Source organism: Streptomyces sp. NBC_01257 (assembly GCF_035917255.1).
Lineage (GTDB): Bacteria > Actinomycetota > Actinomycetes > Streptomycetales > Streptomycetaceae > Streptomyces.
Map to the genome: position 1 here is coordinate 2,046,296 of NZ_CP108472.1, position 14,041 is coordinate 2,060,336.

The window sequence follows — 14,041 nt, forward strand, 5'->3', positions numbered from 1 at the left end:
ATACCGACTGGTCGGCATCATGAACACCGACGATTTATTCACCCCGGAGGTGCGCACGATGAGCCAAGTCCACCCGCCAGGTCTCGACCTCGACCGGTTGCGCGGACATCTCGACCGCGAGCGGCCGGGCCTGGTGAACGGACCGCTCGAGGCCCGGCTCATCGAGGGCGGACGGTCGAACCTCACCTACGTCGTCACGGTGGCGGACGGCACCGGCCGCTGGGTGGTCCGACGGCCGCCGCTGGGTCATGTGCTGGCGACCGCGCACGACATGAAGCGCGAGCACCGGGTGATCAGCGGGCTGCACCCGACGGCCGTCCCGGTCCCCGAACCGGTGCTGCTCTGCGAGGACGACTCGGTCATCGGCTCCCCCTTCTACGTCATGGAGTACGTCGAGGGCACCCCGTACCGCACCGCCGAGCAGCTCGCCCCGCTGGGCGCCGAGCGCACCCGCAAGGCCGTACTGAGCCTGGTCGACACCCTCGTGGAGCTGCACGCCGTCGACCCGCAGGCCGTCGGCCTCGGCGACTTCGGGCGCCCCGAGGGCTTCCTCGACCGTCAGCTGCGCCGCTGGGGGAAGCAGCTGGACGCCTCCCGCAACCGCGAGCTGCCGGGCATCGACGAGCTGCACGCGGCACTCGGCCGGCAGCTCCCCGGCTCCCCCGCCCCGACCGTCATCCACGGCGACTACCGCCTGGACAACGTGCTGATCGGCGCGGACGACGAGATCAAGGCCGTCCTCGACTGGGAGATGTCGACGCTCGGCGACCCGCTCACCGACCTCGGACTGCTGGTCATGTACAGCTCCGACCTGGGGCTGCCCGAATCCCCGGTCTCCACCACCAGCGGGGCCGCCGGCCACCCCTCCCCCGCCGAGCTGATCGAGCGCTACGCGGCCCGCTCCGGCCGGGACACCTCGGGCATCTCCTGGTACACGGCGTTCGCCTGGTTCAAGCTCGCCGTGATCCTGGAGGGCATCCACTACCGCTACACCCTGGGCCAGACGGTCGGCGGCGGCTTCGACCGCATCGGCGACCTCGTCCCCGTCTTCATCGAGCACGGCCTCACCACCCTCCAGGAAGGCTGATCCACCCCATGGACTTCGCATTCGACGCCCGTACCGAAGAGCTGCGCGCCAAGCTGCTCACCTTCATGGACGAGCACGTCTACCCGGCCGAGAAGACCGCGGACGAGCAGCGCGAACAGCTCGCGTCGCCGTGGGACACCCCGCAGGTGGTCGAGGACCTGAAGGCCGAGGCCCGCAGGCAGGGGCTGTGGAACCTCTTCCTGCCGGACGCCGAGTACGGCGCCGGGCTCACCAACCTCCAGTACGCCCCGCTGGCCGAGATCCTGGGCCGCTCCCCGCATCTGGCGCCGACCGCGCTGAACTGCGCGGCGCCGGACACCGGGAACATGGAGGTCCTCGCCCAGTTCGGCACCGAGGAGCAGAAGAAGCAGTGGCTGGAGCCGCTGCTGGCCGGGGAGATCCGGTCCGCGTTCGCGATGACGGAGCCGGAGGTCGCCTCCTCGGACGCGACGAACATCGAGACCCGCATCACCCGGGACGGAGGGGGTACCTCCCGTTCGGGCGGAGCCGAGAATGGGGGAGACTACGTCATCAACGGGCGCAAGTGGTACATCTCCGGGGCGATGAACCCGGACTGCGCGATCTTCATCGTGATGGGCAAGACCGACCCGGACGGCGACGACATCCGCCGCCAGCAGTCGCAGATCCTCGTCCCGCGCGACACCCCGGGCCTGACCGTGAAGCGCGCGATGCAGGTGTACGGCTACGAGGACCACTCCCACGGCGGCCACGCCGAGGTCGTCTTCGACGACGTGCGCGTGCCCGTGACGAACCTGATCGGCGAGGAGGGCGGCGGCTTCGCCATCGCCCAGGCGCGGCTGGGCCCGGGCCGCATCCACCACTGCATGCGGCTGATCGGCATGGCGGAGCGCGCCATCGAGCTGATGTGCCGGCGCGCGGTGGCCCGTACGGCCTTCGGCAAGCCGCTCGCCCAGCAGGGCGTGGTGCACAACTGGATCGCGGACGCCCGGGTCACGGTGGAGCAGCTGCGGCTGCTGGTGCTGAAGACGGCCTGGCTGATGGACACCGTCGGCAACCGCGGCGCGCACACGGAGATCCAGTCCATCAAGATCGCCACCCCGCGCGCGGTGGTCTCCATCATCGACCAGGCGGTGCAGTTGCACGGCGCGGGCGGCGTCAGCCAGGACTTCCCGCTGGCCGAGCTGTGGGCGGCGGCGCGGACGCTGCGGCTGGCGGACGGCCCGGACGAGGTGCACCAGCGGTCGCTGGCGCGGCGGGAGATCAAGAAGTACCTGTAGGGCACCGGTGTCGCGGGCCCGCACCCCGGTGCGGGCCCGCGGCGATGTCAGTAACCGCCGTACGGCACGTGGTCGGCGAGTGCCAGTTCGCGGGCGAAGGCCCGTACCCGCAGCAGGCAGCGGGCGAGGACCCGGACGACCCTCGGGCGGTGCGGCCCGTAGGCCACGTTCCACAGAGGGGGAACACGCGTCGAAACCTGGATGTGCGCCATGTATCCACCTTCACCCCGCGAACGCGTTCGGTCCAACAGATGGATTCGCTGGCTGCGATCGCTACCGTAGATGGATGGAGATTCGCCAGCTCCGCCATTTCATGGCGGTGATCACGCACGGCAGTTTCACCGCCGCCGCCCGCGCCGAGCTGATCGTGCAGTCCGCGCTGAGCACCTCCGTCCGCAACCTCGAACGGGAGCTGGGGGCCGACCTGTTCGAACGGACCGGCCGCCGGGTGGTGCTCACCGAGGCGGGCCGGGCGCTGCTGCCCTCGGCCCGTACGGTGCTGGCCGGGACGGACGCGGCGCGTGACGCGGTGGCCGCCGTGTCGGGGCTGGCCACCGGGCGGGTGCGGATCGGCACGATCCAGACGCTGACCTGCGTGGATCTGGCCGCCGAGCTGGCCCTGTTCCACCGGCTGTGGCCCGGGGTGCAGATCTCGCTGCGCGAGGCGACGACTCCGGAGCTGGTGGCGGGGGTGCGGGCGGGTGAGCTGGATCTCGCCTATCTCGCGCCGGACGCGGCCGAACTCCCGGAAGGCATCATGGCGTTCGCGTCCTGGCAGGAGGACCTGGTGCTGATCACGGCGCCCGGCCACCGGCTGGCGACGGCCGGCCGCACCCTGGTCAAGGACCTCGCCGACGAGCCGTTCGTGGACTTCCGGGCGGGCACCGGCCTGGAGACCGCGGTGCGGCGGCTGGCCGCGCACTGCGGCCTGGAGCGCCGGATCACCTGCGATGTCACCCAGATCCGGCTGCTCGTCGATCTCGTCCGGGCGGGGATCGGCGTGGCGATCGTGCCGCGCCGGATCGGCGAGGACGCCGGACTGCCGTGCGTGAGCATCCGGCAGCCGGAGCCGGGCCGGACGGTGCTGCTGGTGGGCCGGGCGCCCCGGCCGCGCAATCCGGCGGCCGAGGCCCTGCTGGGCCGGCTGGCCGGCAGCAGGGCCTGACGAGCGCCCTACGGCCGCAGCGCGCGCAGCAGCAGATCGGCGAGGTGGTCGGCGACCTCCTGCTGGGTGAGCGGGCCGTCCGGCCGGTACCACGTCGACAGGTGGTGGACCGAGCCGAAGTGGTAGTCGACGATCAGGTCCGCCGGGGTGGCCGTGGAGAACACCCCGCTGCGCTGCCCCTCTTCCACGAGCGCCCGGAAGCGCTCGTGGTAGCGGCGCCGCTCCACCCGTACCTGCTTGTTCTTCTCCGGGCTCAGATGGTGCATGGAGCGGAAGAAGATCGAGGCGTCGTCGAGGTTCTCGATGGTGGTGACGACCACGTCGGCCGCGGCGTCGCGCAGCCGCTGCTCGACGGGTGCGTCGGCGCCAGCGAAGGCGTCGAGCCGCTCCTGCTGGAGCCGCAGCACCCGGGCGTAGACCTCCTGGAGGAGGTCCTCCTTGGAGCCGAAGTAGTGGTAGAGCGCGCCCTTGGTGACGCCGGCCGCCTCGACGATCTCCTGGACCGAGGTGCGGTCGTACCCCTGCTCGGCGAAGAGCCGCGTGGCGGCGGCCAGCAGCCGCTGCGGGACGGGGGTACCGCTCCCGTCCGTCGCCTTGGCCATAGCCGCCACCTTCCTTCCGTGCTGTGGGTCAACCGTTCTCACGGGGTGAACGCAGTTCCCGCCTGAGGATCTTCCCACTTGCGGTCTTGGGAAGTTCCGCCAGGATCTCGACTTCGCGCGGGTACTTGTACGCGGCGAGCCGTTCCTTGCAGTACGCACCCAATTCATCGGGTTCGACCGAGGCGCCGGGCCGCAGACTGACGTAGGCGCGGACCGTCTCGCCGCGGTAGGCGTCCGGGACGCCGACGACGGCGGCCTCGCGCACGGCCGGGTGGGTGTAGAGGACGTCCTCGACCTCGCGCGGCCAGACCTTGAAGCCGGACGCGTTGATCATGTCCTTCTTGCGGTCGACGACGTAGAGCCAGCCCTCGCGGTCCATGAAGCCGATGTCGCCGGTGCGCAGCTCGCCGTCCGGGAACGCGACTGCGGTTGCCTCGGGCAGCCGCCAGTAGCCGGAGACGACCTGCGGGCCGCGCACCGCGATCTCGCCCTGTTCGCCGAACGGCACGTCCGCGCCGTTCTCGTCGATGATCCGCACGACGGTGTCCGGGCCGGGCACGCCGACCGAGAGGGTGCCGGAGACCGGGTCGACGGGCGCCTCGCGCTCGGGCGGCACCGAGGCGCAGGGGGCGGTGCACTCGGTGAGGCCGTAGCCGTTGCGGATGTACGGGCCCAGGCCCGACCGGAACTTCTCGACGAGCGCGGGCGGCAGCGGCGCGCCGCCGGAGGAGATCACCTGGAAGGAGGCGAAGTGCCCGGGCGTGACACCGGGGGTCGCGGCGAGCGCCATGAAGGCGGTCGACGGGCCGACGGTGTACGCGGGGCGGTGCTCGGCGAAGGCGTCGAGGACGACACCGGGGTGGAAGCGGTAGGCCAGGACCAGGGTGCCCGCGTTGGTGAGGCAGGCGGCCAGCTGGCAGACCATGCCGGTGATGTGGAAGAGCGGGGCGAGCGCGAAGTAGGCGGCGCCCTCGGCGATGGGGTGGCCGGTGCGCTGGCGCTCGGCGTTGACCATGATGTTGCCGTGGGAGTTCAGGGCGCCCTTGGGGGTGCCGCTGGTCCCGGAGGTGTAGCTGATCAGCGCCACGTCGGCGGCGGTGAGTTCGCGGCCGGCGGGGGCCGGGAGGCCCTGCCGGGCGACGGTCACCAGATCGTCCGCGTCGTCGGCTGCGGGCAGCCGGTCGAAGTTCAGCACCCGCTCGTCGTTCTTCGTCTGGAGGTCGAGCTCGCAGGCGGTGACGGCGATCCGGACGGACGGGGCGGCGGCCGCGGTGTCCCGCAGATACGCCTCCCAGGCACGGTCGGAGCAGATCAGCGCCGTGACCTCGGCGTCCTTCAGTACGTGGCCGACCTCGGCGGACTTGTACATCGGGTTGAGCGGGACGACCGTCGCCCCGGCCTTCCAGGCGCCGAGCAGCGCGAGGACGAAGTGCGGGGAGTTCTGCAGCATGATCGCGACCCGGTCGCCGCGCTCCAGCCCCCGGGCGGCGAGGTGCCCGGCCACGGAGTCGGAGAGCTCGTCGGTCTCGGCGTAGCTGAGACGTCCGTCGAAGTAGGCGAGTGCCGGGTGGCCGGGGGTCCGGGCCACGGAGTCGCGGAAGGCGTGCACCAGGGTCCCGGCGGGACTGACGGGGGCCCGCTGGGCCTCGCTGAGCAGCGGGAGCCAGGGCTTGGCCGCGTAGATCGACTCGCTCATGCTCCGGTCTCCTCCCATGTGCGCTGGAGGCGGTTCATGCCGCGGAGCCAGCGATCGGTGTCCTCGGCCCTGGCCCCGTAGTAGTTGGCCACCTCGGGGTGGGGCAGAACGAGGAAGCGGTCCTCGGCCATCGCGTCGAAGAGGGCGTCGGCCACGGCCTCGGGCTCGATCGCGCCGGGGGCGAGGACGAGCTTCCCGGCCGATCCGGCGCCGGTGAGCATGTCCGTACGCACGCCCTGCGGGCAGATCGCGTGGACCTTGATGCCGCGGTGGCGGTAGGTGAGGGAGAGCCATTCGGCGAAGGCGACCGCGCCGTGCTTGGTGACGCTGTAGGGCGCCGCGCCGATCATCGTGAGGAGTCCGGCGGCGGAGGCCGTGGAGACGAACCTGCCGCTGCCGCGCTCCAGCCAGTCCGGGAGGAGCGCCCTGGCCGCACGGACGTGGGCCATCACGTTGACGTCCCAGGCGGCTGCCCAGACGTCCTCGTCGGCGAAGGCGTCACCGGGCGAGGCGAGGCCGGCGTTGGCGCAGTAGACGTCCACGGTGCCGTCCAGCGCGTCGCGGGCGGCGTCGACGATCTGTGAGGCGTCCCCGGCGACCGCGGTGCCGCCGATCTCCTCGGCGAGCGCCTTGATCCGGCTCTCGTCGAGGTCGTTGACCACGACCCGCGCGCCCTCGGCGGCGAATCTGCGGGCCAGCGCGGCGCCGATGCCGCCTCCGGCCCCCGTGACCACTACGCCAGCGCCCTGCACCGTACTCATCGTCCCGCCTCTCTCAGCCGACTGCACCGGCAGACTAACCGGTCGGTATGTCGCCGGGGAAGGGGTCGGGCCGTCTCATCCGCCACTCCGGGCACAGCCGCCCCGTCCAGCTCGTTCCCTGCGGCCCGTACCCGCGCTAGCGTGCGTGACCATGACAGACGTCGCGATCATGGAGGTAGCCGAATGAGCCTGTCCAGGCGTGGATTGCTGGCCGCCGGCGGTGCGGTCGGAGCCCTCGCGGCGACCGCCGCATCGGCAGGACCCGCGGCCGCCCTCCCCTCGCACGGCAAGGGGCACGGCGGCGGACACGGCCGGGTCCGCACCGGCTTCGACCGGCTGGCGGCGGACGGTTACGCCCTGCTGAAGGGGCAGCGGGTCGGTGTGGTCACGAACCCGACCGGGATCACGTCCGGCGTGGAGCACATCGTCGATGTGATGCACCCCGACGGCCGGGTGAACCTGACCGCCGTCTTCGGCCCCGAGCACGGCTTCCGCGGCACCGCGCAGGCGGGCGGCTCCGAGGGGCGCTACGACGACCCGGCGACCGGACTGCCGGTCTACGACACGTACCTCAAGAACGGGCAGGCCCTCGCCGACGTGTTCACGGCGTCCGGCGTGGACACGGTCGTCTTCGACATCCAGGACGCGGGCGCCCGTTTCTACACGTACATCTGGACGCTGTACGACTGCATGGAGGCGGCGGCCCTCGCGGGGAAGAGGTTCGTGGTGCTGGACCGGCCGAACCCGGTGACCGGGCGGGCCGCGCTCGGCCCGGTGCTCGATCCCGCGTTCGGCACCTTCGTGGGGCGCCGGGAGATCTCGCAGGCGCACGGCATGACCGTCACCGAACTGGCACTGCTGTTCAACGGGGAGTTCCTCGCGGACCGTCCGGCCGACCTGGAGATTGTGAAGATGTCGGGGTGGTCGCGCTCGGACTTCTTCGACGCGACCGGGCTGCCGTGGGTGCCGCCGAGCCCCAACATGCCGACGCCGGACACCGCGCTCGTCTACTCGGGCACCTGCCTCTTCGAGGGCACCAACCTCTCCGAGGGGCGCGGCACCACCCGCCCGTTCGAACTGCTCGGCGCCGAGGGGATCGACCACACCTGGGCGGCCGCGGCGAACGCGCTCGGCCTGCCCGGAGTGGCGTTCCGCGAGGCGTACTTCGCGCCGACGTTCTCCAAGTTCCAGGGCAAGACGGTGGGCGGCGTCCAGCTGCACGTCCAGGACCGCGAGGTCTTCGACCCGGTCCGCACCGGGATCGCGCTGCTGGTGACGGCGAAGCAGACCTGGAGCGGGTTCGCCTGGCGCTCCGACAACTGGATCGACAAGCTCACCGGCAACACCCGGGTCCGCACGATGATCGACGCGGGGGCGGACACCGATGAGGTGGTGGGGGCGTGGGCGGATGACCTCGCCGCGTTCCGGGCGGTGCGGAAGCGGTACCTGCAGTACCGGTGAGCCCGTGTCGCCGGGCGGGCCGTCGTGTGCGGGCCCGCCCGGCGAACCGGTTCCGTCCTCGGTCGCCGGACGGGCCTGATGTGCCCGGCGCGCCGGTTCAGCGGTGTGCCGGGAACTCCACCACCTGCTGGTAGGTCGGGCGGTTCTGCCAGTGGATCGCCTTCTGCGCGATCCCGCCGAGCGCCCGGTGGATGATCGAGTCGGTGCACCACTGCTCGCCGGCCTTGCAGTTGTCGTCGGCCGGGTACACCTCCGCCGCCGGGACCGCCGCCGCCTGCTTCAGCGAGGACAGCAGCGCCGCGCGGCAGCTGCTCAGATCGCCGTTGCCGCAGTAGGACCTGGCCAGCGGGCCCTTGACCTGCTGTCCGAGCACCTGGCGCAGGTCCTTGTCGGCGAAGCCCCACCAGCCGTACTGGAACGCCGAACCGCTGTGCGCGCCGCTCGGCCCGTGGCTGGCGGCCGGGGACTCGTCGGTGGCGAGGTTCGCGGTCAGCGCCCCGTACAGATCGTCACCGAGCCCGGGCTTGAACTCGGCCTCGACCAGCTTCGGCCACCACGCGTCCATGATCCGTACCGCGTCGGCGTGGGTGTACGTGTGCGAGCCGGGGCTGCTCTCCTTGCGCTGGGCACCGGCCGCCCGCCAGGAGTCCAGTTGCTGGACCACCGCGTTGAGTTCCGGGTCGGTGACCGGCTGGGAGCGGATCACCTTCAGCAGCTCGGGCAGCAGTTGCTCACCGCGCAGATCGGTGAGCGCGGCGTCCGCCATCGCGCGGGTGAGGGAGGCGCGGGTGACGCCGCCCTCCTCGACCAGCTTCGCGACCCGGTCGTCGAGCAGATCGGCCCGGTGCACGGCACTGAGGCCGAAGCCGGCGGAGGCGTACCCCTCGGCCTGCTTGTTGTTCCAGGAGACGTAGTAGTCCTGGCCGCTGGAGTGCGGGTGCTCGGCGAAGGGGGTGTGCTCCGCGGTGTTGGCCGCCGGGTCGTAGCCCTTCCACTCGTACGCCTTCTCTGCCTTGACCGGCAGCGCCGGGTCGACGCCCGGGGCGCGCACCGGGTTCATGCCGCTGTTGTAGTAGGCGGCGGTGCGGGAGTCGGCGTAGAACCAGTTGAAGGCGTAGTCGATGTTGCTCGCCGCCTGCTGGAAGGAGGCGGCGTCGGTGACGTACGACGGGTCGTTGAGCATCTGGAAGCCGATGATCGAGTCGGCCTCGTGGCGGTAGGTGGTGCGCAGCGAGGTGTACGCGACCGGCTTGCCGCCCACCGTGGCGCGGTGGGTGACGATGCCGTAGCCGGTGCGCCACACCTGCATCCGGTAGGAGCCCTTGGCCGTGGAGTCGGCGACGGTCGGCTTCCAGGAGTTGGACTTCTCCAGCTTCTCCATGGCGGTGCAGTCGCCGCGGTAGAGGTAGTGCGTGGAGTCCTTGGTGGGGGCGGAGCCGTCGGGCTCGCACAGGTCGACGGCGTAGGTGTCGGTGATGTCCTGGCCCGCCGATGTGGCGCTCCAGGCGTAGTCCTGGCCGCGGCCCATCTGGATGTACATGCCGACGCCGGCGAAGGAGACGCCGCGGGCGCTGATGCCGGGGCCCTGGAGCTCCTGGAGCATCATCAGCTGGGGGGCGAAGTAGCCGGTCTGCGGGCCGAAGACCGCGATCGGGTTTCCGCTCGCGGTGTTCTTGCCGGAGACCAGCAGGGCATTGGACATGCCGCGCTTCTGGGCGCCGGAGCCCGAACCGGGCAGCGAGCCCTCGGGGATGACTCCGTCGTCGTAGATGCCCTGGGCCTTCTTGAGCGCGGCCGGGGCCTTGACGGGGGCCTTGGCGTCCGTGCCCGCGGAGCCGGTGCGGTCGTGGATCAGCGGCTCGGCGGTGACGGAGCCGGGGTCGGGAAGAGCCGTTCCGACGGCGTTGCCGGGCTTGTTCGCGTACGGGAACGAGGTGCCGTCGTGGACGGTCAGCACGGCCTCGGGGTCGTTGCGCTGCCGGAACGACTCCCAGACCTTCGTGCCCTCGGCGACCCCGTACTTCTGCTGGGCGGAGAGCAGGGACAGCGCCGCCTGCACCTCGCCGCCGCCACCGCCGCCGAACTGGCCGCCGACGACCGAGGCGATCGAGATCAGGTCGGTCAGCTGGAACGGCTGGATCTCGCCGATGTTGGTGATCGCGTCGATCTTGCCGGTGAGGACGTACTCGCCGGGGAAGTAACGGCCCTTCTTCGACTTCTCGCGGTAGGAGTTGATGCCGTCGACGTACGCCTGCGCGTCGGCCATGGCCTGTTCGCCGCGGGGGCCCTCATGGGTCCTGATGTACTCGACCTGCGCCTGCAGGTCGGCCTCGGTGTACGGGGCCTGCGGCCAGAACTGCTGCTCCAGGCCCTGGTTGGCCAGTGCGCCGCCGGCGAACGAGGTCAGTTCCCCGCGGCCGATGTGGCGGAAGAGGTCCATCAGCCAGAGCCGGTCCTGCCCGGCCGCGAATCCGGCGCCGAACTCGGTCCCGTAGCGGGTGGTGCCCTTGATGTGCGGGACGCCGGAGACCTTGTCACGGGTGATGGTGACGTCGTCGCGCGGCGAGGTGACGGACTCGACCTGGTCCTTCGCGACGCCGAAGGAGGCGTCGTTGAAGAAGTCGGTCAGCTTCTGGTCGGTGAGGCCGGTGTGCCCGGCCACGAGTCCGTCGTAGCGGTCGAGCTGGTCGTCGCTGTGCGCGGGGTGGGTGCCGAACGCCTTGTTGCCGAGGATCTCGACGAGCGTGGCGTTGCCGTTCTCACCGGGCGGCAGGATGTCGTCGCACTGCCCCTGGCAGTAGTCGACGACGGGTACGGGGTCCGCCTCGCTGGCGCCCGCATGAGGTGCGGAGGCCAGCAGGGACGTGCCGAGGGCGAGAACGGCCGCTACGGTGGCGGCTCTTGTCCTGCCGGTGCGTACGGACATGCGGGTGCGTGGGGGCATGCGTGCTCCTCGAAGAGGCCGATGCGCCGGACGTTACCGACGGTATGACCCGCCGGTAAGGTGAACATCGGTCACCTTTTCCGAATCGACACATCCCGTCACATGACGAGCCGTCATCTCACTGAGTGGACGGAACCACCCTTGGATGGAGCCGATCGGGGCAGTCGTACGTCCACTCACTGACGCCGAAGTGCGGGCGACGGAGTACGAGCGACGGAGGTGGCGGCGCAATGGCCGGTTTCCGGAGTCTTGCGAGACAGGTCCGCGATCCGCGGAGCGATCTGGCGCTGCGGCGGTACTCGCTGCGCAAATGCCTGGAGCGCTTCGCACCGTACGGCCACCGGGCGACCTGGGATCACCTGTGTGCCCGGCACGGGATAGGGCCCGAGGACCGGGCACCCGACCCGGCGCGGCTGATGCGCGCGCTGGAGGAACTGGAGACGGCGCGGGCGGTCTGGCTCGGGTACGAGGCCGGGTTCGCCGAGCGCCGCAGGCGCGAGAAGCACGACGGGCTGCGCCGTCCCGGCGCGTTCGACGACTGGCACCGGTGCACCTGGGGCGGGAACGGGGTCGCGCGGTGCGAGGACCCGGCGGTCCACCCGGCGGCACCGCTCGCGGACGTCCTGCTCCGGCTGATCTCGGCGCTGGAGTCGGAACCGGGCACCGGCTGCCCGGTGTGCGCACAGGCCCGCATCGTCTGGCGGCAGGACCTGGACAGCGAGCCGTGGTCCGGTCCGGTGTGCACCGGGTGCGGCATCGTGGTGCCGCAGCCCGTCCTCACCCCCGATGCCCTGGAGAAGGCCCGGCGCACCCGGTTCGGCGACCTGGCGACGATCGCGTAGGACGTCCCTCCCCGATCAGGGCCGGGCGGGCCTGCCCTCCGGCATCAGACGCGAACCGCTGATCCGGTCACCGGAGATGTCGTCCGGGTTGGAGAGCACGCATGTCTCCAGCGACAGGCAGCCGCAGCCGATGCAGTCGGTCAGGTGGTCGCGCAGCCGCGCCAGCTGCCGGATCCGCTCGTCCAGCTCGGAGCGCCAGGTCTCGGAGAGCCGGGCCCAGTCGTCGCGGTTCGGCGTGCGCTCCTCCGGGAGTTCGGCCAGGGCGTCGCGGATGGTGGCCAGCGGGATGCCGACCCGCTGCGCGGCACGGACGAAGGCGACCCGGCGCAGCGCGTCCCTGCTGTAGCGGCGCTGGTTGCCGCTGGTGCGACGGCTGCTGATCAGGCCCTTGGTCTCGTAGAAGTGCAGGGCCGACACCGCGGCGCCGCTGCGCGCGGAGAGCTGGCCGACCGTGAGCTCATGGAGTGTCTGTGGAATCTGGGGCACTCATCGAACCCTACGTGCCGCGTTCCCGGCCGGTCCGTCGTTGACAGGAACGCACCCGCCAACCATGCTGAGCAAGCGCTTAGACAGGCGATGGATGACGGTCGAGAGCGGGAAGGCAGGGACCAGGGACATGGCAGAGCCGAGGATCTTCACGTCCGCGCAGGAGCTGCGTGACGGCGTGGGCGAGCAGCTGGGGCACAGCGACTGGCTGGAGGTGGAGCAGAAGCGGATCGACCTGTTCGCCGAGGCCACCGGGGACCACCAGTGGATCCACGTGGACCCGGAGCGCGCCGCGGCCGGGCCGTTCGGCACGACGATCGCGCACGGCTACCTCACGCTGTCCCTGCTGCCGGCCCTCGTACCGCAGGTCATGCAGGTCGAGGGCGCGAAGATGGGCATCAACTACGGGACCAACAAGGTCCGTTTCCCCTCCCCCGTGCCGGTGGGCTCCAGGCTGCGGGCGACCGCCGCCCTGAAGAGCGTCGAGGAGGCGGGCGGCGGCGTGCAGGTCACCGCGGTCGTCACCATCGAGCGCGAGGGCGGCGACAAGCCGGCGTGCGTCGCGGAGTCGGTGTCGCGGTACTACTTCTGAGCCGCTCGGCGGTGTGGGGCCGGTCCCGGCGGGACCGGCCCCACACCGCCGCGACGGTCAGTGCTTGGCCGCGACCATCCGCAGCACGAGGCCGGCGTACAGCTCGCCCACCTCGTCCGGCGTCCGGCTGCCCTGGGCGTTGAACCACCGCGCCACGTCGATGCAGAGCGAGAGCACCGCGAGCGTGGTGCCCGGCACGTCGGGGACGTCGAACTCGCCGGCCGCCACGCCCTCGCCGATGATCCGGCGCACCACCGCGTCGCTCCTGCGGCGCAGTTCGACGATCTCGGTGCGGTGCTCCTCGCCGAGCGCGTCCAGTTCGTACTGGACCACGCGCGCGGTGGTGTGGCGCTGGGCGTGCCAGCGGACGAAGGAGCGGACCGCGGCGGCGAGCCGCTCGGCGGCCGTGCCCTCGCGGCCGGCCGCCGCCTCCAGGAGCGTCAGGGCCCGGTCGTGACCGATCCTGCTGATCCGGTGGAGCAGCTCTTCCTTCGTCTTGTAGTGGATGTAGAGCGCCGCGGGGCTCATTCCGGCACGGCCGGCGATGTCCCGGGTGGTCGTCGCGTGGTACCCGCGCTCGGCGAAGGCGTCGACGGCCGCGACGAGAAGCCGCCGGGCGGCCTCGGGGGTCACTTCCTCCCACGGCGTCTCGCCGTCGGTCTCCTCCGCCGTGCTCATCGTCGGTCGCCCCTCTCAGTCACCAGGACGCACACCATACCCCGATCCTGAGCAAGCGCTTAGGGCCTTGCGCCGGGCGGGATCGTCAGAGCTTCTGGAAGGGGTCGTGCTCCGCGAGGATCTTCTCCAGCCTGGCCTGGTCGACCCGGCTGATGATCTGGCCCGCCTCCTGCCTGTCCCTGATCACCTTGGCCAGGGTGAAGGCGGAGGTGACGAGGTAGAGCACGCCGATGGCGAGGAAGCCGCGGACCCAGGCGTCGGCGTCCAGGAAGTAGATCCCGAGCGCCACCGCCCCCATCGCGATCCCGAAGGACGCCACGGCCTGTCCGTAGAAGGCGGCGGTGCTCTGCTGCTTGACCGATGTCGTCTCACTCATGACGCACAGCATCCGGCGATGTGGCACACACCACATCCGCGTTCGTACTCAGACAGGTACTCAGACGCCCGTTCGACGCGCGAGGCGCGGAC

General features: G+C 71.3%; 14 protein-coding genes. 6 read left to right on the forward strand and 8 right to left on the reverse strand.

Features of this window, described 5'->3' with window-relative positions; all coding sequences use genetic code 11:
- Positions 1 to 58: 58 nt before the first annotated feature.
- Together OG408_RS08480 and OG408_RS08485 are read left to right on the forward strand one after the other, a co-directional pair.
- On the forward strand, positions 59 to 1,087 hold the full coding sequence (locus OG408_RS08480; RefSeq protein ID WP_266777019.1) for a phosphotransferase family protein: 1,029 nt from the start codon (positions 59 to 61) through the stop codon (positions 1,085 to 1,087).
- An 8-nt stretch (positions 1,088 to 1,095) separates the two neighbouring features.
- On the forward strand, positions 1,096 to 2,346 hold the full coding sequence (locus OG408_RS08485) for an acyl-CoA dehydrogenase family protein (protein WP_266777020.1): 1,251 nt from the start codon (positions 1,096 to 1,098) through the stop codon (positions 2,344 to 2,346).
- 47 nt (positions 2,347 to 2,393) lie between these two features.
- Here the strand turns inward: OG408_RS08485 and OG408_RS08490 are convergent, their stop codons facing one another.
- The gene (locus OG408_RS08490; protein WP_266777021.1) at positions 2,394 to 2,558 is read right to left on the reverse strand and encodes a hypothetical protein; all 165 of its coding nucleotides are present in this window, start codon (positions 2,556 to 2,558) and stop codon (positions 2,394 to 2,396) included.
- A gap of 74 nt (positions 2,559 to 2,632) precedes the next feature.
- On the opposite strand from OG408_RS08490, the gene OG408_RS08495 reads away from it, so the two are divergent.
- The gene (locus OG408_RS08495) at positions 2,633 to 3,511 is read left to right on the forward strand and encodes a LysR family transcriptional regulator (RefSeq protein ID WP_405402501.1); all 879 of its coding nucleotides are present in this window, start codon (positions 2,633 to 2,635) and stop codon (positions 3,509 to 3,511) included.
- 8 nt (positions 3,512 to 3,519) lie between these two features.
- Here the strand turns inward: OG408_RS08495 and OG408_RS08500 are convergent, their stop codons facing one another.
- From OG408_RS08500 to OG408_RS08510, 3 genes are read right to left on the reverse strand one after another with little or no spacing between them, the layout of a single operon-like run.
- The gene (locus tag OG408_RS08500) at positions 3,520 to 4,113 is read right to left on the reverse strand and encodes a TetR/AcrR family transcriptional regulator (RefSeq protein WP_266777022.1); all 594 of its coding nucleotides are present in this window, start codon (positions 4,111 to 4,113) and stop codon (positions 3,520 to 3,522) included.
- Between the two features lie 28 nt (positions 4,114 to 4,141).
- The gene (locus tag OG408_RS08505) at positions 4,142 to 5,809 is read right to left on the reverse strand and encodes a class I adenylate-forming enzyme family protein (protein ID WP_266777023.1); all 1,668 of its coding nucleotides are present in this window, start codon (positions 5,807 to 5,809) and stop codon (positions 4,142 to 4,144) included.
- Positions 5,806 to 6,570 (reverse strand): SDR family oxidoreductase, encoded by a 765-nt coding sequence (locus OG408_RS08510; protein WP_266777024.1) that lies wholly within the window; start codon positions 6,568 to 6,570, stop codon positions 5,806 to 5,808. Before OG408_RS08510 ends, OG408_RS08505 begins: the two co-directional genes overlap by 4 nt.
- Before the next feature lie 183 nt (positions 6,571 to 6,753).
- On the opposite strand from OG408_RS08510, the gene OG408_RS08515 reads away from it, so the two are divergent.
- Entirely contained in the window at positions 6,754 to 8,031 is a 1,278-nt protein-coding gene (locus OG408_RS08515; RefSeq protein WP_266777025.1) for an exo-beta-N-acetylmuramidase NamZ family protein, read from the forward strand.
- 97 nt (positions 8,032 to 8,128) lie between these two features.
- Here OG408_RS08515 and OG408_RS08520 read toward each other — a convergent pair whose 3' ends face one another.
- Positions 8,129 to 10,975: a penicillin acylase family protein gene (locus OG408_RS08520; RefSeq protein WP_326669182.1), complete on the reverse strand. Its 2,847-nt coding sequence runs from the start codon at positions 10,973 to 10,975 to the stop codon at positions 8,129 to 8,131.
- Positions 10,976 to 11,205: 230 nt separating this feature from the next.
- Here OG408_RS08520 and OG408_RS08525 point away from each other — a divergent pair, with 230 nt between their 5' ends.
- Entirely contained in the window at positions 11,206 to 11,817 is a 612-nt protein-coding gene (locus tag OG408_RS08525) for a hypothetical protein (RefSeq protein WP_266777027.1), read from the forward strand.
- A gap of 15 nt (positions 11,818 to 11,832) precedes the next feature.
- On the opposite strand, the gene soxR is transcribed toward OG408_RS08525, so the two are convergent.
- Entirely contained in the window at positions 11,833 to 12,303 is a 471-nt protein-coding gene (soxR, locus tag OG408_RS08530; protein WP_266777028.1) for a redox-sensitive transcriptional activator SoxR, read from the reverse strand.
- A 130-nt stretch (positions 12,304 to 12,433) separates the two neighbouring features.
- Between soxR and OG408_RS08535 the strand changes: the two genes are divergently transcribed.
- On the forward strand, positions 12,434 to 12,895 hold the full coding sequence (locus tag OG408_RS08535) for a MaoC family dehydratase (RefSeq protein WP_266777029.1): 462 nt from the start codon (positions 12,434 to 12,436) through the stop codon (positions 12,893 to 12,895).
- Positions 12,896 to 12,952: 57 nt separating this feature from the next.
- Here the strand turns inward: OG408_RS08535 and OG408_RS08540 are convergent, their stop codons facing one another.
- Together OG408_RS08540 and OG408_RS08545 are read right to left on the reverse strand one after the other, a co-directional pair.
- Positions 12,953 to 13,573 carry a TetR/AcrR family transcriptional regulator gene (locus tag OG408_RS08540; protein WP_266777030.1) on the reverse strand — a complete coding sequence of 207 codons (621 nt, stop codon included), beginning with the start codon at positions 13,571 to 13,573 and terminating at the stop codon, positions 12,953 to 12,955.
- Positions 13,574 to 13,658: 85 nt separating this feature from the next.
- Positions 13,659 to 13,949 carry a YiaA/YiaB family inner membrane protein gene (locus OG408_RS08545; RefSeq protein ID WP_285568289.1) on the reverse strand — a complete coding sequence of 97 codons (291 nt, stop codon included), beginning with the start codon at positions 13,947 to 13,949 and terminating at the stop codon, positions 13,659 to 13,661.
- Positions 13,950 to 14,041 lie beyond the last annotated feature (92 nt).